Source organism: Alteromonas profundi (assembly GCF_010500865.1).
Classification (GTDB): domain Bacteria; phylum Pseudomonadota; class Gammaproteobacteria; order Enterobacterales; family Alteromonadaceae; genus Alteromonas; species Alteromonas profundi.
This window is the reverse complement of sequence record NZ_JAAAWN010000033.1, coordinates 1-21,045: the sequence shown is the minus strand read 5'-3', so window position 1 is coordinate 21,045 and position 21,045 is coordinate 1. Positions and strand designations below refer to the sequence as shown.

At 41.8% G+C, this 21,045-nt stretch carries 19 protein-coding genes; 2 read left to right on the top strand and 17 right to left on the bottom strand.

Annotated features, from left to right (window positions below):
* Positions 1-439: 439 nt before the first annotated feature.
* The 11 genes from GTH32_RS17580 to GTH32_RS17530 all read right to left on the bottom strand — a co-directional run bounded on the left by GTH32_RS17580 (position 440) and on the right by GTH32_RS17530 (position 12,809).
* On the bottom strand, positions 440-1,282 hold the full coding sequence (locus tag GTH32_RS17580) for a hypothetical protein (RefSeq protein WP_163088227.1): 843 nt from the start codon (positions 1,280-1,282) through the stop codon (positions 440-442).
* A 203-nt stretch (positions 1,283-1,485) separates the two neighbouring features.
* Positions 1,486-2,553, bottom strand: a complete 1,068-nt coding sequence (locus tag GTH32_RS17575) for a YbjQ family protein (RefSeq protein WP_163088225.1) — start codon at positions 2,551-2,553, stop codon at positions 1,486-1,488.
* A 396-nt stretch (positions 2,554-2,949) separates the two neighbouring features.
* The gene (locus tag GTH32_RS17570; protein WP_163088223.1) at positions 2,950-3,432 is read right to left on the bottom strand and encodes a zinc ribbon domain-containing protein; all 483 of its coding nucleotides are present in this window, start codon (positions 3,430-3,432) and stop codon (positions 2,950-2,952) included.
* A gap of 267 nt (positions 3,433-3,699) precedes the next feature.
* The gene (locus tag GTH32_RS17565) at positions 3,700-4,470 is read right to left on the bottom strand and encodes a hypothetical protein (RefSeq protein ID WP_163088221.1); all 771 of its coding nucleotides are present in this window, start codon (positions 4,468-4,470) and stop codon (positions 3,700-3,702) included.
* A 228-nt stretch (positions 4,471-4,698) separates the two neighbouring features.
* Positions 4,699-5,148 (bottom strand): hypothetical protein, encoded by a 450-nt coding sequence (locus GTH32_RS17560; RefSeq protein WP_163088219.1) that lies wholly within the window; start codon positions 5,146-5,148, stop codon positions 4,699-4,701.
* Positions 5,129-7,162, bottom strand: coding sequence for a site-specific integrase (locus GTH32_RS17555; RefSeq protein WP_163088217.1), 2,034 nt, complete (start codon positions 7,160-7,162; stop codon positions 5,129-5,131). Before GTH32_RS17555 ends, GTH32_RS17560 begins: the two co-directional genes overlap by 20 nt.
* On the bottom strand, positions 7,159-8,889 hold the full coding sequence (locus tag GTH32_RS17550) for a hypothetical protein (protein WP_163088215.1): 1,731 nt from the start codon (positions 8,887-8,889) through the stop codon (positions 7,159-7,161). The genes GTH32_RS17555 and GTH32_RS17550 overlap by 4 nt, the downstream gene beginning before the upstream one ends.
* Positions 8,882-10,147 (bottom strand): site-specific integrase, encoded by a 1,266-nt coding sequence (locus tag GTH32_RS17545; protein WP_163088213.1) that lies wholly within the window; start codon positions 10,145-10,147, stop codon positions 8,882-8,884. The genes GTH32_RS17550 and GTH32_RS17545 overlap by 8 nt, the downstream gene beginning before the upstream one ends.
* 77 nt (positions 10,148-10,224) lie before the next feature.
* The gene (locus GTH32_RS17540; RefSeq protein WP_163088210.1) at positions 10,225-11,337 is read right to left on the bottom strand and encodes a type IIL restriction-modification enzyme MmeI; all 1,113 of its coding nucleotides are present in this window, start codon (positions 11,335-11,337) and stop codon (positions 10,225-10,227) included.
* A gap of 15 nt (positions 11,338-11,352) precedes the next feature.
* Complete coding sequence (locus tag GTH32_RS17535; protein ID WP_163088208.1) at positions 11,353-11,919, bottom strand: DUF6933 domain-containing protein; 567 nt, start codon at positions 11,917-11,919, stop codon at positions 11,353-11,355.
* A complete protein-coding gene (locus GTH32_RS17530; protein ID WP_163088206.1) occupies positions 11,916-12,809 on the bottom strand; it encodes a WYL domain-containing protein in 894 nt (297 codons plus the stop codon). Before GTH32_RS17530 ends, GTH32_RS17535 begins: the two co-directional genes overlap by 4 nt.
* Before the next feature lie 267 nt (positions 12,810-13,076).
* Here GTH32_RS17530 and GTH32_RS17525 point away from each other — a divergent pair, with 267 nt between their 5' ends.
* Together GTH32_RS17525 and GTH32_RS17520 are read left to right on the top strand one after the other, a co-directional pair.
* Positions 13,077-14,186: an ATP-binding protein gene (locus GTH32_RS17525; RefSeq protein ID WP_069944855.1), complete on the top strand. Its 1,110-nt coding sequence runs from the start codon at positions 13,077-13,079 to the stop codon at positions 14,184-14,186.
* On the top strand, positions 14,179-14,913 hold the full coding sequence (locus tag GTH32_RS17520) for a hypothetical protein (protein ID WP_069944856.1): 735 nt from the start codon (positions 14,179-14,181) through the stop codon (positions 14,911-14,913). Before GTH32_RS17525 ends, GTH32_RS17520 begins: the two co-directional genes overlap by 8 nt.
* A 73-nt stretch (positions 14,914-14,986) precedes the next feature.
* On the opposite strand, the gene GTH32_RS19540 is transcribed toward GTH32_RS17520, so the two are convergent.
* The 6 genes from GTH32_RS19540 to GTH32_RS17490 form a co-directional block, all read right to left on the bottom strand.
* Positions 14,987-15,283 carry an RNase H1/viroplasmin domain-containing protein gene (locus tag GTH32_RS19540; protein ID WP_080986439.1) on the bottom strand — a complete coding sequence of 99 codons (297 nt, stop codon included), beginning with the start codon at positions 15,281-15,283 and terminating at the stop codon, positions 14,987-14,989.
* Positions 15,284-15,348: 65 nt separating this feature from the next.
* Positions 15,349-15,756, bottom strand: coding sequence for a DUF2787 family protein (locus GTH32_RS17510; RefSeq protein WP_069944909.1), 408 nt, complete (start codon positions 15,754-15,756; stop codon positions 15,349-15,351).
* Positions 15,757-15,958: 202 nt separating this feature from the next.
* Complete coding sequence (locus GTH32_RS17505) at positions 15,959-16,402, bottom strand: DUF6641 family protein (protein WP_163088204.1); 444 nt, start codon at positions 16,400-16,402, stop codon at positions 15,959-15,961.
* An 18-nt stretch (positions 16,403-16,420) separates the two neighbouring features.
* Positions 16,421-18,454, bottom strand: coding sequence for an AAA family ATPase (locus GTH32_RS17500; protein ID WP_163088202.1), 2,034 nt, complete (start codon positions 18,452-18,454; stop codon positions 16,421-16,423).
* Positions 18,455-18,461: 7 nt separating this feature from the next.
* Positions 18,462-19,358, bottom strand: coding sequence for a tyrosine-type recombinase/integrase (locus GTH32_RS17495; RefSeq protein ID WP_163088200.1), 897 nt, complete (start codon positions 19,356-19,358; stop codon positions 18,462-18,464).
* Positions 19,359-19,506: 148 nt separating this feature from the next.
* Positions 19,507-20,745, bottom strand: a complete 1,239-nt coding sequence (locus GTH32_RS17490) for a hypothetical protein (protein WP_163088198.1) — start codon at positions 20,743-20,745, stop codon at positions 19,507-19,509.
* Between the last annotated feature and the right edge of the window lie 300 nt (positions 20,746-21,045).

Genomic DNA, 21,045 nt, shown 5'->3' with positions numbered 1-21,045 from the left:
GGCTAAACGTCTGCTCTTCGTACACAGTTGACCTACAGCCAGCTTTGGCTGGCATCAAAAGACAAACAGCAGCCCCTTATCAGTAGCGCACATTAACTTCAGATAAGTGCCACACCTGACCTTTTCAAAAATATTTCTCTTACATAGTAAAAGACTATTAGATGAGTATAAGTTCACTCAAAATAACTTTATTTACTTCGATATCAATAGACATTTTTACATCCGATTGCGTTGAATTCGCATTTATTTTTTGTATGTCAGATGGTCTTAATGCTCCAACGGCTGCTTCACGTATGTTTCAGCCCTCACAGCGTCAAAGGCACCTTGAGACAAAAGGCGGACATCGAACGCTAAGCTTTTGGGGCACTATCGAAAAACACCGTGACGCCTAAAATCTAAACGAAGTGAGCCTACCCAACTCAAGAGTAATGATTATTAGCTAATGAATATTCTTCTGAATTAATTTTACAATACTTGGGTCGGAATATTTCTGGGCGAGCTGCTCTACTGATAAGCCACTTAAACTTATTGTTACGTCTGCGCCAAGTTGTATTGCAGAGTTAACTTTGCCCCAGCTTTTCGAGAAAATTCCTTCTAGCATTCGACCATTTGGTGTGCCCATTAAAGTCTCCGGAATACTTGGAATTCCTTGCTCACTTTCTCCTCTAAGCTCGTGTTCTTTATTATTAGACTCAACAGGTATATTTTTGCGAAGAAGTGATACTATACTTGGCTCACTGTATATTTCAGCTAACTGCAAAATGTCATAACCGTCTACAATAATGCTTAAGTCTGCGTTCAATTGTATAGCTGAATTAACTTTTCCCCAGCTTTTCGAGAAGATGCCTTCCAGAAGCTTACCTTCAGCAGTACGTCTTAGTGTATCTGGATTTTTAGGGTTGTCGCTGTTTGCAACAGGAGCTTCTAGCACATACTGCTTAGGAGCGATGGTAGGTTGCTCTCTTTGGCAGAAACGACAAACTTTGGCTGCGGCTTTTATTTCCTCCGCACAAAACGGACAAGATTTCGTTTCGGGCTTTACAGAGGGGCGCGTTTTATTAGCAAGCGGTTGGGTTGATGTAGAAGCGGGCGTGCTTGTTGGTTTCGTCGTCGTTATCGAGTCATCATAATTATCAGGAAGAACCAGTAACAGTATTAACGAGAATAGTGGTGATAGAAGCAAGGCTATGAAAAACCAGCCTAACTTGCTTCGACTTTTACTTCCAGCGACTATAGCTACAACAAAAGCAAAAACTAACCAACTGATGACCAATAATTCCATTTTAAACCTTCCTTAATCCTTGTAGGACTAATATGGAATAAGTACGTAAAAATGTCTAGTAGTGATAATAGGCTCAGCTCTTGATGCGAAAGCGAAGCGTAGTATCCTCAAACCTTACCACTTAAATAATGCTATACCCTATCTGCCTGCTTATCATACAGATTAGGTTTTGGTCGCTAGTCATTAACTTAATCGCAAACCTGCTATTGAGCTGGCAAGGCCTCATTCAAGGTTTCTTTTATCATTGATAAATACCTAATTGCCTTTTCTGGAGTAGTATCTTCAGTTTTAAATCCTCGTTTGTCTCTACCACAAGACTTGCAAAAAGAATCATCTGCATCGTTTTCTTTTTGACTACACATGCATTCCCAAAGCTCTTTTTCTTTACCTAATAAGCCTTTTTTCTTTTTAAAGATAGCAATTGTAGGGAAAGATGCTTCAACAGTATCTATTAACTCATTAAGTAAATTAATATCATCTCTCGAATAAAGCCGTTTGGGCTTAATAATAGTGTTAAGCATGGCTTTCTTGTGCGCAAGGCTGTTTGACTTTGATTTCAACAGGCTGATTGAACGGTGGTAGTCTACGAGAATCATCTTATTGATAACCTTTTGAATTGTCCTAAGCTCACCCTCCTTGCTGGTTTTCTCAAAAAGTTTGTACCCTAGCGCAATACTATCATCGAAGTCGATTGAGGCTACGTAGGCGAAAAGGCGCTCTTCTTTTAGACCACTGTTGACCATTTCCCATTCGATAAAATCTCCCATTTCAGGCACTTTGAGTTCGAGAAGCCTGCACCATTCATCATTAGTCATCTCAAGTGGTGCTGACTTGTGTTGTTCGACAAGTATTCTTTTTTCTATAGCATCAGCTAAAACGTTACCTGTTACTAGGCCTGTTTTCGTATCCTCTGAGTTTTCAATGTGCACTTTGTCTAGCGTTACTGCCGTACCATAAGCAGTTATCATGAACATTGATTTACCACCGCCAGAAACTTCATCGACGTCAATTGTCACACTTATAACAGCATTGGCTCCTAGTTCAATTGCTTCGTATTTGAGATCCGTCAGCGCCTGTGCTTTTATCCTGCTTATTTGGTCAGCATATGTTGCAGAGCGGCCACCGAAAAAGTCACTCAACCCAGCAGCGATATCTGAAAACACGTTGGTCCCCGCCACAACGTGTGCGCTTACTATTCCGAAGTATTGTTTTATTTTTGCGCCGTCTAGTGTGCTGCTAGTTGTTATAAGTACATCCATATAATTATTCATTGGTCGAACTCTCCCTGTTTTTTACTTAACTCTACTCCAAAACCATAGCATAGGCTTATGAATAAAAGCGCAAGTTTTGGAGTGGCTATTAGGTATTTTGCTATAAGTTTGCGCAGTAAAATTCAACTTTTTTTGTGCTTATCATTTGGCAGATATATCGTTTCATGCACTAATGGGAACTAACAAAATGGTCGTTGCTGAAGTGCGTTTTTCGCAGCGCTCTGTCTTTGAAAAAGCACTCTTCGAGGCTGCTAAACATAAGGAGATGCAGCCCCCGAGGTGAAGTACCAACGGCAGCTACTGGCACAAACGAGCGGACGGTAATGACTTATGATTGTTGGAGCCGTTTTTCGCGCATGTCGATTAATAACATTTGAGAGCTACTTGTTGAAGCCGTTAGCTTTTAGCTTCAATCATGTCAATAATTCTCGGTGTTCCGTGAAGTTCTGCGTAATCTTTGTGGTTAAACGCGAGAGGACAGTCTGCTACAGATAACTTGGTTTCAAGTATGGCTTCAACTCGCATTTCATCTTTTTTGTATATTGCGTCCTGAAGAGCTTTGTGAGCGTCTAGGTCATCTTTGAATGCTAATGCGTTTCCGTTTAACCCGCCAATGTCGCTGCCACAGTGCTTGCACTTAATCGCCTCTGCTTTAACTAATTCTGCGCAATAAAGGCATTTTTTTTCGCTGCCGCTCTGAATGCGCTTAGCTTCAGATTTCTGGTCATTCGAGTCGGTTAACATCACGATAAGTAAGCTGATGAGTGGGGATAGAAGCAGAGACAAGATGAAGTAACCGAAAAAGCTCTTGCCCCGCTGCGAGGCAAACAAACCTACTAGTAACGAAAATATTCCCCAGAAAATGAAAAACGGGCTCATTGAAATCCTTTTAATATTGTTGTGTTAGCTGTTCTGTAAATTAGCACTCTCTTGATAACCACGCAAAAATTAGTGAGTCTGCCACGACTTTAGTGGACACATCGTAACCACACTTTGTTGCAGGTAGGATGCTAAGCGGGCCAACGATTGTCAGCATTGTCTAGATTAGAAGCTCTATAGGCACGAATGTCCGAAAAACTTACATAGCTGCCTAGGTACTAGCGTAGACAGGCATCAACAGACAACTAACTGACTTTGTGGTCTATCCTAATGTGTTGAGTTATTACTTCGCCTTTTATTAATGTACTTATTAAACAAAAAGGAAAGCAAACCCAAGAATGCAAGCAAAGAAAATAGTATTGCGAGACCTCTCAAATTTCTTCTTTCCTCTTCTTGCAGCAATTGACGCTTACCGTCTTCCATTTTAGCTTTTAGCTGTTCGTCTGACTCGCAGCTACGAGCTATACCCTTAAATTTGTTTCCTACTACAAATCCAAGGTTTACAGGAACCCGCTTTATTTCAGTACCATCAAGCAATACTCTAAGTCCAAACTCTTTTCCAGTTTCAATTAAGTTGGATATTGGAACACCGTTGATTTTTTTGTTATCCGACATAGTGTGACGAAGTTGCTTAAGTGAAATGAAGTCTCTGAGGGGGGAAGCATCTAACTTTATATTTGCTTTACGCTCTGCAAGAACATTAAGTAATTCTTCTTCGGTTAACTGATTAGAAAAAAGCTTATTATCATCCCGTATAAACTCAATCTCTATTTCAGAGTCCAAATCAAACTTATGACCACCTAAAAAGCTTTCATTTATAAAAACTGTCAGCCCTTGAATGTAGCCATTAACCTTATACTCACACGAGTATGTAACACTGATGCTGTAGCCTTCTTTTCTAACATTATAAGTATTTGAAACGTCGGTCATAAAGGGTCTTACCCATTCACCATCACTAGCCCATGATGGTGCACCCAAAAGTGCAAGGCAAATAAAGACACAGGTGTTAAGGAGTTTGTTTCTCGACATAATTTCCATATTAAGACCGAAAAAATAATCAGCAGACCATTACTTTATCACTTTGATAGCACTGTGCCAGCTTATGTCGTCGCTTTTTTGTATCAGTGTCCGCTGTACGCATTTTATGTTCGCCCATCATACGAGCGAGATGACAGCGGATCATGGCTATGCCACTTGCATATTTTTATTTTTCACACAAAAATTACCAGTAAATATTGATTTGCTTAACATTTTTTGAGTTCGAATTTAATTATTTCGGTCAAAAAGATGAGTTACTGTGTTTGTCGGCAATTGAGAGCGTAGACTCTGATTTTCTAGAGTTAGTTCTAGGATCCTAGCTTGAGCGTCCAGCAATTGGCTTAGCGCCTTATCTCTCTGCTCTTCAAGAGACTGATACTTCTCTTTTAGATCGCGATTCTTGGATCTTTGAGCAAGCATCATTTGTCTTGGTGTTTTTGTGCTTTTCTCGTCTTTGTGAGTTTCGATCCATTCCTGTATTTCTGATACCAACTCAGGAAACCTTACTCGCCTAAGTGCGGAGGGGTCGACACCAGCCTCCTTCGCAACGTTGTTCTGGCTGAGAGGCGTGCCTTTGGGGAGAATGTCAGGCTTTCCCTGCTTAAGACGTTCGAAGGCTTCTCTAAATTTCAGTTCAGCCTTGCTGACTTTTCTTGGTTTAGTTACTTTCGATGACATTAATCGCTCGCTCCGCTGATTCTAGCTGTGCTTGTAATGACTCATACATGGGTGAGCCCTCTGTAGCATTGATAAGCTGTACTGAAATTACATCTTTAAGGGCTTGTATTTTGGGTAACTTTTCTTTATCCAATATCGCAGAGGCGCATGGTTTTTTCAATCCGAAGCCCATGCAAGAGCTGATATTACTAATCCCGCCAAGTGGGCATGGCGGTCCTGAATTTGCGCAACCGCCAAGAAATGTTTCTCGATAACTAATATTTCCCGCTTTAGCTGCTTTGACTAGCTGCGTATGGTCTTTTTCAGCTATCTCGTGAAGGAGCTGATCTTTCCGCTTGTCACCATGCGGAGAAACATAGTGTTCAGCTTGTAAAGATTTAAATTCACGAACCATAGCTAGATACATTTCTCGAAGATAATATCCGCGAGCTTCTTCATTTAAGGGTTCTGCTAGACGATAAAAGTTTTTACCGTAGTACTGGCTCATAGCCCGGCTTGCATGTTTGAGTTGGTACTGAAGCGAGGCTTCATTAACCAGTCCGCTCGCTAGCATGTTAACTGCGCCAGTGCGCCGCAATTGATGCCAGCTTATCGGCCAGATATTGCCAACTGAAAACTTTTTTGGGTCTAGACCAAAGGTCATTCGATTAGCCAGTTCGAAATCAGCCTCGGTGATAGTCATTTGTCTTGTATCAAATAGTTTTGGCCAAATATTCCAAATGTCGGCATAAGTCCTAATCTTTTTGAACTTTTTTGAGCCCTTTGATGAGGGGGTTCTAGCACTCCATGGTTCATGGGGCAAAGATTGCAAAACTGGGTTAGCAATTTCGTCTTCAGATAATTCAATGTTTGGATTTTCAACCGCTGCTTTAAGACGCATTCTTGCAACACTCGTCATAGCATCAATGGCTAATTTCACAGTTGGGGATACAATCCAGCGAGCATCATCATCCGCTATCGTTTTAGTAGTAACGCCTTTCAATAAATGAATATTTTCACCAATTGGGTCCGTCTCCACTTCATAACAGTCTGCACGCAATTTTCCTCCTTCACTTACGCGCATCAATGAAAAGTTTAGAATATATGCTAAGCCTACAGAGCTTACTAAACTTAGATAACTCGAAAGATTTTTCAGCTCTAGTTTAACCCCGATGCCGCACCACTTCTGTAATAACTCGTCTATTTTGTAACGTTTAGCGGTTTCTTCAAATGCACCATAAAAGACCTTCCCCGATTTTTGCTTACCGAGTGTTCGCTTGACATTAAATGGTGAATTATCCCCAAGCCCTCCGAACGCACTTGACAATCTTCCTCCGGCATTTGTCGTGTAAGCCTGCAAACAAAAATGATAGCAAGCTTCGATGGCTTTTAGATGACTTAAAAAGTCATCTAAACATTCTCGTAAACGACTCACCTGATAATGCCATATTCGCACAGGAATATAGGCAGTTTGAGTTTCGCTTACATCAGGTAATGTTTCACTGAAAGTCTTCATGCCCTCTTGGTCCAGAATGGTAAGTCCTAATTTATCGTTGGCAAAGGACAAGGAGTCCAAATATGAGATCACTCTATAGCCCCTGGAAGAGTAATAGTTGGCAGCCTCTTTGATTACATTTGGAAATTTATAGAGCTCAGATGCCAATATCCCGTGGTCTGTACAGGCTACAAAGAGAGGTTTCATGCTTTCAAATTTATGGACTAAAGAACTAGCTGCACGCACTGCGCTTGAACCCCAAAGCCACCAAGCGACTATTTGACGCAATATTAAAGCATTTTCATGACTTACCTTTCTTCCTTGACCGGGCCCGTCTCCAAAATGAATAGTGAGTGTATACCCTGCCCAAGGAGATAGATCCCAGCGAACATCGCTATAACGAGAAACCACTTGTCCTGCCGCGTCAATAATCACGGGAAAATCGTCTGGGGGAGGCCAACTTGGTGGTCTAAAATTAACCGAATTTGTTTTAACTATTGATGACTCAATTTGTAACCCTGGAAGCTCGGCAATATTCATACAATTGTCTCCAGCAATTTGATATGGCCGTCCCAATATGGGTGATACCTTCCAGAACGAATTAAATCTTTAGCGTCCTTGACCCAGTTCGCTCTGATCTGACTTCCCGAAGAAATCGCATCAAGCTTTTGAGTAATTCGTTCGATGACTCGATACCCAGGATGTACTTCTTGTTTTTTGGATGGTTTATAAAGGGCGGTCTCCAATTTTTTGAGTTGAAAATGAGAAGCGAGCTTCCAGCAATACTCAGAACTCATAATATCTCTATGCTTCGTGCAGAAAAGGCAGCCTTCTGGACTTATGCAATCTGGTTTTGGTGCTTCGGTTGGGAGGTTAGAAACAAGCTCAGGTTTGTGATGCTTGTCAATACAAACACCGGGGCCTGGCGGCGAAAAAGCAGGATCTGTTGATTTGTGGAATCTAACAATTTCAGCAGCGGCTGATTGATGGTGTGGCATTTCATAGTCACGAAGTAGTACACCTTTATCGTGTGCCATTTGTTCAGCAGTCAGGTCTAGATCACGACTTCGTCTCAGTAACCAGTTAACTCGGGTTTTACGCAGTTGCTGTGGTCCAACAAAACTTACGTCGACTTTCTTCAATGTCTCTTTAGTAGTATTAAACTTTATTTTAGCGCCTTTAGCGCGAATCATGCCTCTACTCAAAATCGGAAATAATCGATTGTCATGATCACTAAAACCCGTTTCACCTAGCCAACCCATGTATTTTTCTAGATGACACCGATACGATTTAAAACATCGAAATATAGCGTCACCGCTTCGGCGGCCTTTGTAAACACGAAAGACCTCAAGGTCTTCACCGCTTGATTTCCATCTATAGCTTTCTTTTTCAAGGCCCGCAGCTTGTGTAAGGTTCATTCCTGTTTGCGCAATAAATATAAGCAGCTCGGCTTCTATTCTTTGGTTAAGAATTGCAGAACGCTTGTGTCTATCGAACAGGCTCTCACCATCCGGCAAGGGTGCCCTTGCAATCTCGGCATTACGTCTTACCGCAGCATTTTTGACTGTATTAATATCCATGTCAGGGTCCATTAAACTACCTGCTAAGGTCAGAATCGCCTCATTGCCGATATTAATGCGTATTGGAAGTTTTCCCCGCACCGTTTCTACATCTAATGCTTCACATATTTTTGTTAGTAAATGGCCGAACTTAAATGTATGGTCTAAATTTTGTTTATCTGCTTCGGTCCCTAATACGCGTTTTTTTTCAATCGGCTTTCTCATTCTGGTTTGAAGCAATAAATTTCCACCAGGCTTTGCTCCCGGAAGACGTAGTGCTTTCGCAAGCAAATTTGCCATCTTTGATGTTTGCCGATAGGCATAGATAGCACTAATTTCCTTTTTTATCTGGTGCCTGTGTATTTGGACATCAGTCCATAACTTAAATATCTCTATTACATTTTCGGACGAAATCTGTTGTGAGTTTTTGTCTGACCACGCGAAGAAGCGCCACAGGACTTCTAAACTTGATTCAACCAGCGCTCGGGACTTTCCAAGACTAATCATTGAACAGATGGCCTCATGAAATGCTACTACTAGCGGAATTCGTTCTTCGATTCGCTTGCCAAACTTATTGCCTTCAATTGACACTATTGCAGATTTACGAGGTATGTTAGACGCGCCTTTAAACAGTAGTATTTTTAGGTCCCATGGGACTTGATGAGTGCCAATAGGATAGCTTGGGAATGTAAGGTCTAATTCACTCATCAGTATTCCCCCTTGCCAACCCCATAAATAGATTGGTAAAAGCGTCGGCTGCGTCGGCCATGGCTTTGTTAGTCTCAATAAACTTAATGTACTGCATGGTCGTAGCTTCCTCTTTATGCAAGCAGGCTTCTCGAACAAACTGTATTGCATCACCCACAGGCATAAATTTAAGTGCAACACGCATTAACTCAGTTGCAAAAGTTGCTCTGGTTCGATGAAAGTGAAAGCCATGTAATACTTTTATTCCTGCTTTTTTCCCTGCTGCTCGAAGACGAGACATTTCAACGTTAATGGCCCTACTGTCATCACCAGAGTATGAATTCCCGTATCGAGTTAGAAAAAGCAAGTCTTTATCTTTAGGGTCTGCTAATGCTTGTCGCTTCAATCGCCTTGTACTGACTGAATAATCTAACAAAAGCTTAAGTAACTCCTCTGGGATTGGAATAGCCCCAGAAACACTAAATTTCGTTGCTACTGGCGGCCTTGCCGCAGGTCCAACAGCCAAGCGCTTCCAACCAACTTCCGGAACAATCGTCGCATTATGTAATGTGTTTACCTTGAGGTCAGTGATGGAGCCGATCCTTAACCCGGCAAAAAAACCTAACCTAAGCATCAGTGATAGTTCTTCAGTAGAAACCTTATCTGCCAAAGTAAGTATTTCTCTCATTGCCGAGATAGACACTGGCAATAAGCCATCTTCCAGTTGGATTGCACCTGCAACTTTACGATTAGGTATGGAGAGATCAGTACTAGCAACACGCATTGTGTGCTCAAGTCCAAAAGAATTCGTTAGTGTTATTCCTACTGACCGTTCTTCCCACATCGGCCATTCAGGGGAGATTAGCCGTCTTGATTGGCTCCACTTATAAAAACGAATAGCTGCTGCCATTCTCTGAGACGCCGTACTTGGAGCAAGCTCGCCATTATTTCTTGCAGCAATTAAAGCACCTCTAAATCTTACAAGACATCGTTCACTCTCTCTTTCGGGAAAATGCCACCATGAAATGGATTCACCCTCCAACCATTTAGCGTAGCCAAGTAGATGAGCCATATTAGAACGAACAGTTTTTAGATCACGTTTAAAGGATGTAGCTTGCTCCAACGCCCAAAGATTGGCTTCAGCCCAAGTTGAATTATCTTCCCAAACAATCTGTGGCAGATTTGTGATGGGTTTTCTTTTTAACTCTTTCCACTGGAGAGAATGCCCACTTGTATCTATGCTTCGTGGCTGATAATGGATAAATTCAAGACTGGCCATAATGTTTCCGAATTAAAAGCTCGATACTTACCAGCAGAAACTACAGCCTGAATAGAGAGCGACTTAAAGTGTCACCATTAAAGCATGTAGGGTGTGGAATTAAAAGAGGGTATGTAACGTTTGCCACATGCAGGGTCAAAAACGACAATTTTTGATAAACGCTCTAAGAAAGCATTAATCTGCTTTTTGGAATGCCTTGCCTTCAGCAATTCATCTCGAAGTTCGTTGAGGAATAGCGGCTCTAATGTTTTAAGAATATTGGGTACTGAAGTGTAGTGCATACCCAAATTGCCGCGCATCGTCGGGTCAACAATTGCTTGAATGCTTGAGCCTAGAATGTCAGGGTTTATATGTTTCCAATCAAGCGAAGCCGCTTCAAGCAGATACCTGTAGGCCTTTGGAGTAAATTCGGGAACAAGAACTTCTCCGCTGAAGAGCCCACCGTTTACATATGGAAACTCAGTTATCCAAGAAGCTAAATATGAACGATTAAGTTGATCGACATCCAAAACACTAAAGATTTCGGTGATAACCTCAGTTGCATGCTCTCCATCACTGCCCGCGCGGTTTTTCAGTGCTTTGGTAAAAATATCTTTCGGGAAAATACCGGTATCTTCTGCAAACAAACAGAAGATTATCTGAGTCATGAAGTGGTTAAGTGCATGGCGTTTATTACCTTCCAGCCACTCAGGATTCCTCTCAATAAGCGCATCGTAGACTTTAGCCAGTTTACCAGTGGCCTTGATGTCGACTTCACTTTCTTCTTCTCGACGAAAGCCTTCTTGCCCTGCCAATGGCAAAAAGAGTTGAGGCTCATCTTTAATCTTATCGAGCGTGCAGTCTGTCAGCTCGTCATACTTTCTATCGTAAACAAGAATGTGGGAGCCATCGTTAATCACCACCAGTCTGACTTTGGCTTTGAGTGTCTTATGGGATTTTTTAACCGAGTCGATAGTTGCGTTCAGCTGTCCTGGTGAGCATGGAACATAATGAATTTTCTCGCGCCACAACAGCCCATTCTCAAATTCAGAGGTGTTTGCCTTACTTGTACCCAACCGTTTAAGCGTTGCTGAAGAACTGAACAAGGCAATAAGTTCTTTCCCATACTCTGCCGGGGATAAATTCCTGTTCGCAAGCTCTTCAAGCCCGTTTTCTATATCGACGATGTTTAGTTTTTTTACTGCTGACATACATCTCTTCCTTGTTTAGTGCAGTAGTTCTGCAGCATTGTTATTTTTTGTATCTAATGTTTTTAGAAGCTGGGCCATTTCTCTATCTGGCCAAATGTAATCTTTCTTATCTTTTACGCCACAAGGCCTATGGCTTAAATCTGCGCTGTATCGGTACGGATTGATATCCGCTACCGACGTGTTCTTGTAATACAATCCGTAATCAATATCTTGAGATACTTGATTCATCGTACCTTGTACCGAACGATTACAGTTTGTATCGAACGTAAGTGGTTGGTAGTTCGTCGCACCGATATCAACCAGTTCAGGCGGCAAATCGCTTTTCAGCAAGGTGTTAATAAACACGTCGTTAAAATGCCAATCGAGGTTTCCGAAGTCTTTCTTGGTTAGGCATGGAATAAACAGCGTAAAACGTGTGGCATCATGTACCGCGATTACACATTGTCTTCGCTGAATAGTGATAAGGTTTGCATGCCAGTTTAGCCACTGTGCCTGAATACCTATAGCAGTAGCAGGTTGCTCTGTAGCTTTCACCGTCTCAGGCAGCTTGGCGTAAAGCTTCTTGGTGCAATGGAGGATCAATTACCACCTCCGCTTCCGTTATCTTTAACTTCATACCCCGGTGCAATCGCCAAGTTTTGCACATTGTTCAGAGTAAACCGATTTTGTAGCCAAAGCTGGTATTCTGGTCCAATTAAGGTTCCGCGCTCGGTGCAGTCCACATTCCATCGTCTTAACAGATAACCCGCCATTGCCGCTCGCACTTCGATAAGCAGTTGCTTGTTTTCCATGCCGTAATCCATTTCGATAGCGGTAGGATGTTCAACATTCTTGGGGTGCGGCACGAGTTGAAGCGGAATAAGGCGCTGCCATTCGGTATCGGCTTTGGCGCTTTCCTCCTCCTTAGGAACGTCTTTAATCGTTACTTTGCTAATACGTGTTAGTACAAAGTCACGGAAACTCTGACTCTTACGATCAAAGGCGCGAACGTGCCAGCGTAGGCCATTGTCCACGATAGAGTGAGGTACGAGTTCTCTAGCATTCGAACCGCTAGAAAGTGACGTGTAGATAACGCTAACCGCTTTGTTATTAAGAATGGCCTGAACAAGGCGCGCAACTATAAAGATGTCCGGTACATTCAGACTAGACGGTGCTTCTACTGGGAAATGAATATCGCCTATTGCATCAAACCCGTCGGAGATATCGTTGGCGAGTTTAGTTAAGGTGCGTCTTGCGTCGTGTTCAAAAACAGGCTTGAACTGAGGCGTCTGGAAGTATCGCTTTTCTCGCGAATCGTAAGACAGGTTATCCGGTGCAAGCTCTTTGTAAATTCCGAAATCGCGTGAACCTGCCGACAAGCCGACCTGAAAACGATTAATTAAGTCCTGACGATAAATCGCACCTTTGAATAACAGGCAAAAGTCGATGTAGGCAAGGCGTTGTTTTTGAGCAAAGCTGATGGAGTCGAGCATCTTCCCTGTGTACTTTTCTATACTTTAGTTCAGTGTGGTTCATTTTGAGACGGTTGTAAAGGAGATACATATCTAACTGCTCATGAATTGGGGCTTAAACTCCTTCTTCCTTTCTTCAAGTTCTACTTCTGTTGAGGCCAAGAAGGAGTGTAAGTATCGTAGGGCGACTTATGAAACCACTAAAATTCAAAAGATAAAAACTGTACCGTAATTTTTTTACGGCACGATAAAGCTGTGCTATCTTGACACAGAATATTGGAGACTACGATGCTTACTTATTTTTCGGTGCAAGGATTTAGGAATTTTAAAGACAAACTAGAATTCGATCTGCGAAGCACTAACAAGTATGAATTTAATACACATGCTCTCAAAAACGGCACTGTAAACCATAGTGTCATCTATGGTGAGAACGGTAGTGGGAAATCAAATGTCGGTTTGGCGATATTAGATATCGTTTCACACGTCATACCTGATTCAACCGTGCAAATAAATACATTGAAAGATAACTTTCTCAATGCGGATACGGATGAGCAACACGCAAACTTTGAGTATGAGTTTGAGATCGAAGGACATGAAGTGGTATATCGCTATGGGAAAACTGACGATTTGAGCCTTGTGTATGAATCACTCCATATAGACAAGCAACTAGTCGCGGAAATAAACAGAGACGAAGGTCACAAAGCTTTCTTTGATTTAGATGGTAGTGAAAATCTGAAAACTGACATATCCAGAGCTGATATCTCCATCATTCGTTATCTCAGTATGTCCGTGCTAGATGAGACTAGACTTAACTATATTTTTGATAAGTTTATTGAATTTGTAGGCGGCATGGTGTTCTTTCGAAGCCTCAATCGAACTGAATATCAAGGGCAACGGATTAGCTCAAGTAAACTTTCAGACGAAATAATAGGAAAAGGAAAAGTCCAAGAATTCGAAAATTTTTTGAATGAAGTGGGTGTAAATTGCAATCTCGACGTACAGGGAGCATCAGACGACCAATATATTGTCTTTAAGTATCGGAACAAGACAATAGAATTTTCAAGAATAGCCAGTACGGGAACGTTATCCTTGGGTATTTTTTATTATTGGTACTTGCAGTTGTGTGACAAAAAAATAAAGTTCGCGTTTATTGATGAGTTTGACGCTTTTTATCATTTTGAGCTGTCGAGAAAAATTGTAAATAAACTCAGCGAACTAGAATGTCAGACTGTTTTAACAACTCATAACTTATCACTACTCGATAATGATCTTCTCAGGCCGGATTGTTATTTCGAGGTTAGCGACAACAAAATCGTTCCTTTCTCAAGCTTGGTTCATAAGGAACTACGGAAAGCTCATAATATAGAGAAAATATACAGAGGAATGAGGATTGAGTAGACACGTTTTACTGATTTTTGAGGGAGAAAAAACCGAGCTTAATTATTATCAAAGTCTGAAAAAAGCTTTTTTCGATCAAGACGAAACTGCGGTTTGCGTCTGTGTTTTTGGAAATGATGTTTACGAGCTTTCCGAAGAGCTTTTGGAAGACCCTGATCTAGACGTGGTTGAGTTATTACGGGAGTCGAAAACCCAACCAAAGAATCAGGAGGCCTTAGCTGGCATATCTCGACATAAATTCACAGAAATTTATTTGTTCTTCGATCTTGAATACAACGATGATAAATTTTCCTTTGAAACGCTAGAGACATTCATTAATCTTTATTCAGATGAGACTGATTTAGGATACGCTTTCATCAACTATCCTATGGTCGAAGCTACAAGGCATGTAAAAACTCCAGAATCATTTTTATCGAGCCAAATTGGCGTAAGTAGCTGTAGAGGCAAAATATACAAACGCCTTTCAGCTGAAGAGGGAACAAAAGAGTTAAGTGATGCGAGAAAGATAACTCATTCTGACTGGATACAATTAGCGTGTATAAATCATAAAAAAGCTTGTCTTATAACGAACGAAGAGCATGAAACACTTACCAGTCAACTGTCGATATTATTATCACAGAAAAGAAAGGTACAAACGTCAGAAATCATCTTCATTTTGGCAGGTTTACCTCTATTTCTCGTCCATCATTTTGGACTATCGCTCATAAACTCGTTATCTACCGAATAACCGAGCGGTTGTAATATAGACGGCATGGAACGACAGAGGTTATCTGTACAGCTCCATGCACTTGACGTTCTAGCTAGTCCAAATTCCAAGGTGGAACGTCAACGCCGGTAATAACACCCGGCTTTGTCTTTTTAACTTTTTGGGGTTTGTTTTCTGATTCAGTCACTACCTTAGCCTCCTTGAGAAAGCATCTATAGGCACGCCTTGCCTCTAATAGTGACGGAAAACCTTTATAACGGTTTCCGCTGTAACCTTTGACTTGAGCTTCAGCTTCTTTCCACGTTTCGTACACTCCTGGCTCTCGACCCACAAAGACAGAATAGGCCGCTTTCTTACTGGTAACATTGAGATTGGAAACACATCTCGACACAATATTTATCCTCACTGTTTTTCAATGCTCCTTATCTGTTTATAGTTTTAAAAAAAGTGCCTAGTCTATTCTGAGATGTTTATCGAAAACGCTTCCAACTCAATCCAGTAATGCAGAAAATTACCTTCCCATATCTGATACATATCGGTTGCCTGTTCGATAGGAAAAACGCCGAAAAGGTTTTGAAATACGCCTGCTTGGAAATCAAAGTCGAGGTCTTTTGCTAACTCTGCATAGGGGCCACTCCCGACGTAAGCGAAGTCTGTGATATAGCACAGGCGCCAAGTGTTATTCTGCCGTTCCAGTCTAATTTCGACAGGATGAAAACCTCCATTCTCGGCTGAGTAAGTCGGGTCACGAAAGTTGATAGTCACACTATCACCCGAAATGCCCTTTTCGTTCAGCATAACCGTTATTGCGTTAGTAAACTTGTGGGTAACAGGCAAAGCTAGCCCTTCGCTGTGAATGCGCATAATTTGGTTCCTTGATGTTAATTTGAAATAGGTTGGCTTTTTGTCGAAGCGAGTCGCATAAAAAGCTAATTTAGTTATATAGGCAGCGTTAAGTTGCTTGTAGAAACAAAGCGTGATGGCTTGCCATTTAGCCTTTGACTGCTGAACAACTGAAAGAGAAAGGGCGATACTGATTATCACCCTTTCAGCGGTTCTGCCTTTATTAGCTTTTAGCCCCTGTTTTTTTAGGAACAGCTGGTCTCAGTAGAGCACTATCAAGCTCACCTTTTTCAATCGCCTGTATAACGGTATCGATAGTCTCAGGTAGCTTGGCTTTATCGCCAACATCTATCGCAGGTTTACCTTTTTGAAGTTCAATAGGTTTATTACCTACTTTTATTTCAAGATAGTAGTATTCGTCACTATCGTAATACCACGGTCGAACAGTGGTGGGTCTGCGCTGAATGATGATTTCACCTGTTTGAGGGCTCTTAACTTTCTTTTCCTTAAACGCCTCAAAACATTTGTTGTCGATTAGGCATTGCGCCATCTCTTTTTGTTGCTCTAGTCTCTCAATAAGCTTTAAACGCTTACCGATAACGGGAGGCTTAGGCTCAATTTTAGGGCGAGCGATGACCTTGAGCGAACTCAATACGGTTGTAGACATAGTGTTTACCTCTATGGGTTAGTGAGGGCGAATAAAGCCCGGTTGGGGTTTTGCTTGCTTACGTTGGTTTTCATCTGCCAATAAATTGATGGCAAAATCACGAATTGATGCATTGGGACGAAACTTGGTGCGGCGCGCTAAGATGGCAAAGTCACCTGGAGTAAGGCATTTTAGTTGAAGCAGCGTTGCACTTTCTGACTCGCTTAGCCTTTTAATTCTTGTTATCTGTTTATACAGTTCTAGCACTTGCGCTGAATTTAAGTACTGGCAATCGAGCTTGAAGTCGAAACGACGCAACACTGCTTTATCTAGTTTGGTAGCAAAGTTTGTGGCGGCAAATAACGGCTGCGTGAAACACTCTATTTGCGTTAGAAACTCATTAACGAACTGAAGTTCATGTTGAGTATTTAGTCCTTCTCGAGCACTGAGTAAGCTGTCAACTTCATCAAGAAGGATAACCTGCTCTTCTATGTGTGCGCGCTGGAATAGTTCAGCAATTTTCTGTTCGCTTTCGCCCACCCATTTACTTAATACGTCCGAGCACTTAACCCGCAAGAGCTTTCTATTGTTTAACTCAGCAAGATAATGCGCATAAGCGGTTTTTCCTGTTCCTGGAGGACCAGAGATTAACGTACGACTAGGTAGATTGTGCTTAAGTGCATAAGTAATATCATCGAGGTAGGCTTGTGGTTGTTTGATGTTAAGGTAGCTTACTTTAAATGGGATTTCGCCTTTGTAATTAAGCTTGTCTTGCCACTGCTCTGTCGCTCGGAGAGAGTACTCGACGACATCGTTTACCACTGCTTCTGCTTCGACGCTCTTTGCTTTAATCGTATGCGCAATGTGCGTTGCATTTGCCACTATCGCAGGCGTGATATTCTCTACCTGACTGATTTGCTTTCGAGCAGCAAGAGACACACCCAACCCGCGAAAATAAGAGCGCGTAACGCTTTCTATTTCTTCAGGTTTCAATGACGGTACATCAATAGCGAGTTTGAACCTTCTGATAAAGCTGACTTCAAGGCTCTGCACGTAATTGGTTATCCAAATACAAGGGATGTCGTTGTGCTCAATAAAACGCTGTAGGTGCTCTTTACTGTATTGGCTATCAACATTTTCAAATAAGCCCTCACACTCGTCGACTAACAACATAGCGTTAGATTTATTAGTGAGTAATGAGTTAAGTAACGAAAGATAACGAAGCCTGTCCTTGTTGGGGAAACGGCTGTTAAATTCATCATCGGCGTAATTGCTTGCTAGTGCCGTAGAGCGGATTTCATAAAGCGTTCTGCCACAACTTTTCGCTAGTGCGCGAGATAATTCCGTTTTGCCGGTTCCAGAGTCACCATACAGCAACACGCTTGTACCAACACTTCTAGCTTTCGTAGCAGCATTTAAGTATCGCGTTAAAAGCTTTGTATTTACATGCGGAAAACCCTTGAGCCCAAATGCAGCGTTAGGAGACGGGTGAAGCAGCGGCTCGACCAGCATCTCTCTGGAGGTTACTTTTTCAGTAAGTAACTTACGGATAAGCACCCTAGGCATTTCACCAAAATCATACGATGAAAAATCCACATCCGGTAAGAAACCATATTGATTCAATCGCGCTGTAGCATGAGTAAACTGCTCATCGTTAACACCTGTAATGTCTTTAATAATTTCATTCAGAGACAAATGGCTAGCCTGCAAATGCACGGATGAAGCTAACGCCCTTAACCACTGATTTACTTGTGAGAGCAAGGCGAACTGAACAAGCAAATCGGTTTGTTTCGGTAAATCCATTAGGCTTCTGATGAAGCTACAGTTGTCTAGAAACGTTTTGGTAACCTTAGGCTGCCTATCACTAATAGTTAAGCATGCTTTATAGTTAACGCTTTCATTTCTGTCTTTGAAAAACGGTACGCTTGAAACACTGCTCCCGCGCAGATTAGATGCTAGGCTTTTACTGAGTACATCGGTATCAACTGATGGCAAGTATCGAAGTAACCGCTTGCCCCACTCACACGCAAGATAATGCAACTCACCAGACTTTCTTAATACTTTATGAGACATATAAACCTCACAATTTATAGGAAAGTAAGAAGGCAGCTTGCTGCATGACCTTTTCACTGCGTTTGTCATACATAATCGTGGTACTGATATCTGCATGCCCTGCCATCTGCCGAACGGTATTTAAATCGACATTTTGCTCGAGTAAACGTGTGATGAAAGTACGCCGAAGGTCGTGGGGAGATACGCCCTCGATGCCAATGGAGGACAGTGATTTACGAATTAGAGAATAAACAGCACATGAAGACAAGTGAGTGTCGTGTTGGATGTTCCCGCCTCTCGCTACTCTATGAAACAAATAACCTTCTTGTTTACCACGTAGCACTACCCATTCGTTTAGCGCGTGCTGCGCCCACTCCGGTAAGTGAACGGTACGGCTCTTGTTCCCCTTCCCTTTTCTCACAATAAGTGCCGATCCTGCTATGTAGTCTTGAAGTAGTAGCGCAACTAGCTCACTTCGGCGTAACCCCGTTCCAAGGAGTGTTGCCAATACAGCATAATTGCGGGTACCGAGAACGGACGTATTTTGTTTCAAATGTGCGAATAGCGTTTGAACCTGCGTAACCGAAAGCGGCTTACCGTCATGCGCGCCGTGGCTCACTTTGCTGATAGCACGGAGCTGAACTAATTGCATTTCAGGCGCCATACCTGACATAACGGCAACGCCTACAATACTGCGTATTGCTGTCATTGCTCTATTTATAGACCGTGCAGACCAGCCATTAGCAATAAGCAATGCTTTGATATGACTAGCTTGTTGAAAGTCTATTTTGTGGTACATCATATGGCGCTTGTTTTCGGGCCAACGTAGCAAATCAGCGATACTATTTAGCTGTGAAGCAATAGACCGCTGACTATTAGGCGCAAGTCGACCTAAATACAGTGCATAGGGGCAAGCTGTATTCATAAAGTGCTCCGAAGTAGTAGTTAAAAGTTCTGAATTTGAATGGAATTGCTTTGAGAAGCTAAATATATGATAGCGAGGGTTGGTGAAGGGTTATACGGCTGTTTTGTACCGAGATAGTGAACGAAGGAGGTACAAGCACCTCCAAAATTTACGAACCTAGAATCACTTTACGCAAAACCTTGAGTGCTTTTGTTTGCATATCACCAAACTCAGTTTTGTTAATAAACAACAATTCACGTTTGAGTACATTCTCGCTAATTTTCTCTCGACCTGAATACAACCAATGCGAAAAGCCGTGTGTAGCAATAAAAATTTTCTCACCTGTAGATCGAATTTCTTCCAGCAATCTAGGTGAATAAATACTAAGAGACTTCAACACGTTAGGCGCATCTACTATGTCTACCAAATTGCATGGTGTATTACTTTTTTGCGGACGCCAACACCTCTCAACACGAGTTATAGGTATTGACTCACCAGTATCATTTAATAGCAACATACCTGCAGTGGCTACCGATAATAATTTATGATTTCTGCTGTACACATCATAGTGTGATTGAGCCGGCTCTCCCAGAACTTGTGTTTGAACTAATTGAAAGTCTCTTGTTCGCTTTTTAGGCTCATAATCTGTGTGCTTAGAGAGATTGTTCACCGCTAAAAACATTGGTGTTGAGATACCAATGAAATCTGTTGCAATATCTAACCTTGTCACATTAGATTTACTCATTGTTGTTACGAAATCATCGAATACCTCCCCCTTCCGTATCCATGTGAAAAAAGCCTTTATCTCTACTAAAGTAAATCGAGCTGGATTAAACGCAACTTTTATCGGGTTTTGACGACCACTTTCACCTCTTAGGCCGTGATAAACGACTATTCTATGGTCTTTTTGAGCTGAAAATTTGAAGTGTAAGCAGTGCTCGTAAACTTCTATCTCGAGGCGACCGCGTGTGTTTTTAGGACTATGGGCATGTAACTCACAAAAAGCACTATACTGCCTTTGCTTAACCAAATCACTGAGTCTACGGAGTTCTAGTTTAGTCGCTGAAATAGTGAACCATAGTTGATCGATAATCGGATGGTTTAAGTTTGCCTTGGGACTCGCTAATTGCTCTTTGAGTAGTGATTCGTTGTAGTAAATATCCATTGGTGAGGTTGAAAAGTAGCTAGGTGATACCGATGCTAAATAGCTGCTATATAAGTTGTTGAATATACTGTTCGCCGAGTTCTGTTGTAAGCGTTGTAAGTAATTTTCCTTAAACGGGCGAAATGTTGTTTGTAGGTAGTTTCTGATTACACCTGAAACATCAGTTAATTGAGATATATCTGTAGTAGTAGAACTATGAGAGTGTACAGTATTAATAGGTAACGATTCTTTTATATACATCACGAAGAGCCTCCACATGTGTGCCAGAAAAAAACTCTGGCACACTAAAAAATTTAAACACACAATTCAGCTTTGACTTATGAAAAGAGCCGGGTTGAACTGCCACTCTTGTCTAGGCGCTCCCCCCTTTGAATTGACTGATTTAGGCAATGCTCTAACATAGTTCAATTTCTCAAGGCCCGATTTCAGATAATAAGTGCACCACTCATGGTTAAACGGTGAGAAGAGATCAACTGCCTGTTGGTGGTACTCTGTAATCGCCAAAAAACATGAGTAGTTACCATGAGATACAAGCAGTTGATC

Bases quoted from the DNA above. Each gene is read 5' to 3' on its own strand.
- GTH32_RS17525 (WP_069944855.1), top strand. From the start codon at position 13,077: ATGCTTACTTATTTTTCGGTGCAAGGATTTAGGAATTTTAAAGACAAA.
- GTH32_RS17540 (WP_163088210.1), bottom strand. From the start codon at position 11,337: ATGTCAGCAGTAAAAAAACTAAACATCGTCGATATAGAAAACGGGCTT.
- GTH32_RS17550 (WP_163088215.1), bottom strand. From the start codon at position 8,889: ATGAGTGAATTAGACCTTACATTCCCAAGCTATCCTATTGGCACTCAT.
- GTH32_RS17555 (WP_163088217.1), bottom strand. From the start codon at position 7,162: ATGAATATTGCCGAGCTTCCAGGGTTACAAATTGAGTCATCAATAGTT.
- GTH32_RS17565 (WP_163088221.1), bottom strand. From the start codon at position 4,470: ATGGAAATTATGTCGAGAAACAAACTCCTTAACACCTGTGTCTTTATT.
- GTH32_RS17570 (WP_163088223.1), bottom strand. From the start codon at position 3,432: ATGAGCCCGTTTTTCATTTTCTGGGGAATATTTTCGTTACTAGTAGGT.
- GTH32_RS17545 (WP_163088213.1), bottom strand. From the start codon at position 10,147: ATGGCCAGTCTTGAATTTATCCATTATCAGCCACGAAGCATAGATACA.
- GTH32_RS17510 (WP_069944909.1), bottom strand. From the start codon at position 15,756: ATGCGCATTCACAGCGAAGGGCTAGCTTTGCCTGTTACCCACAAGTTT.
- GTH32_RS17530 (WP_163088206.1), bottom strand. From the start codon at position 12,809: ATGCTCGACTCCATCAGCTTTGCTCAAAAACAACGCCTTGCCTACATC.
- GTH32_RS17500 (WP_163088202.1), bottom strand. From the start codon at position 18,454: ATGTCTCATAAAGTATTAAGAAAGTCTGGTGAGTTGCATTATCTTGCG.
- GTH32_RS17580 (WP_163088227.1), bottom strand. From the start codon at position 1,282: ATGGAATTATTGGTCATCAGTTGGTTAGTTTTTGCTTTTGTTGTAGCT.
- GTH32_RS17560 (WP_163088219.1), bottom strand. From the start codon at position 5,148: ATGTCATCGAAAGTAACTAAACCAAGAAAAGTCAGCAAGGCTGAACTG.
- GTH32_RS17495 (WP_163088200.1), bottom strand. From the start codon at position 19,358: ATGAATACAGCTTGCCCCTATGCACTGTATTTAGGTCGACTTGCGCCT.
- GTH32_RS17505 (WP_163088204.1), bottom strand. From the start codon at position 16,402: ATGTCTACAACCGTATTGAGTTCGCTCAAGGTCATCGCTCGCCCTAAA.
- GTH32_RS17575 (WP_163088225.1), bottom strand. From the start codon at position 2,553: ATGAATAATTATATGGATGTACTTATAACAACTAGCAGCACACTAGAC.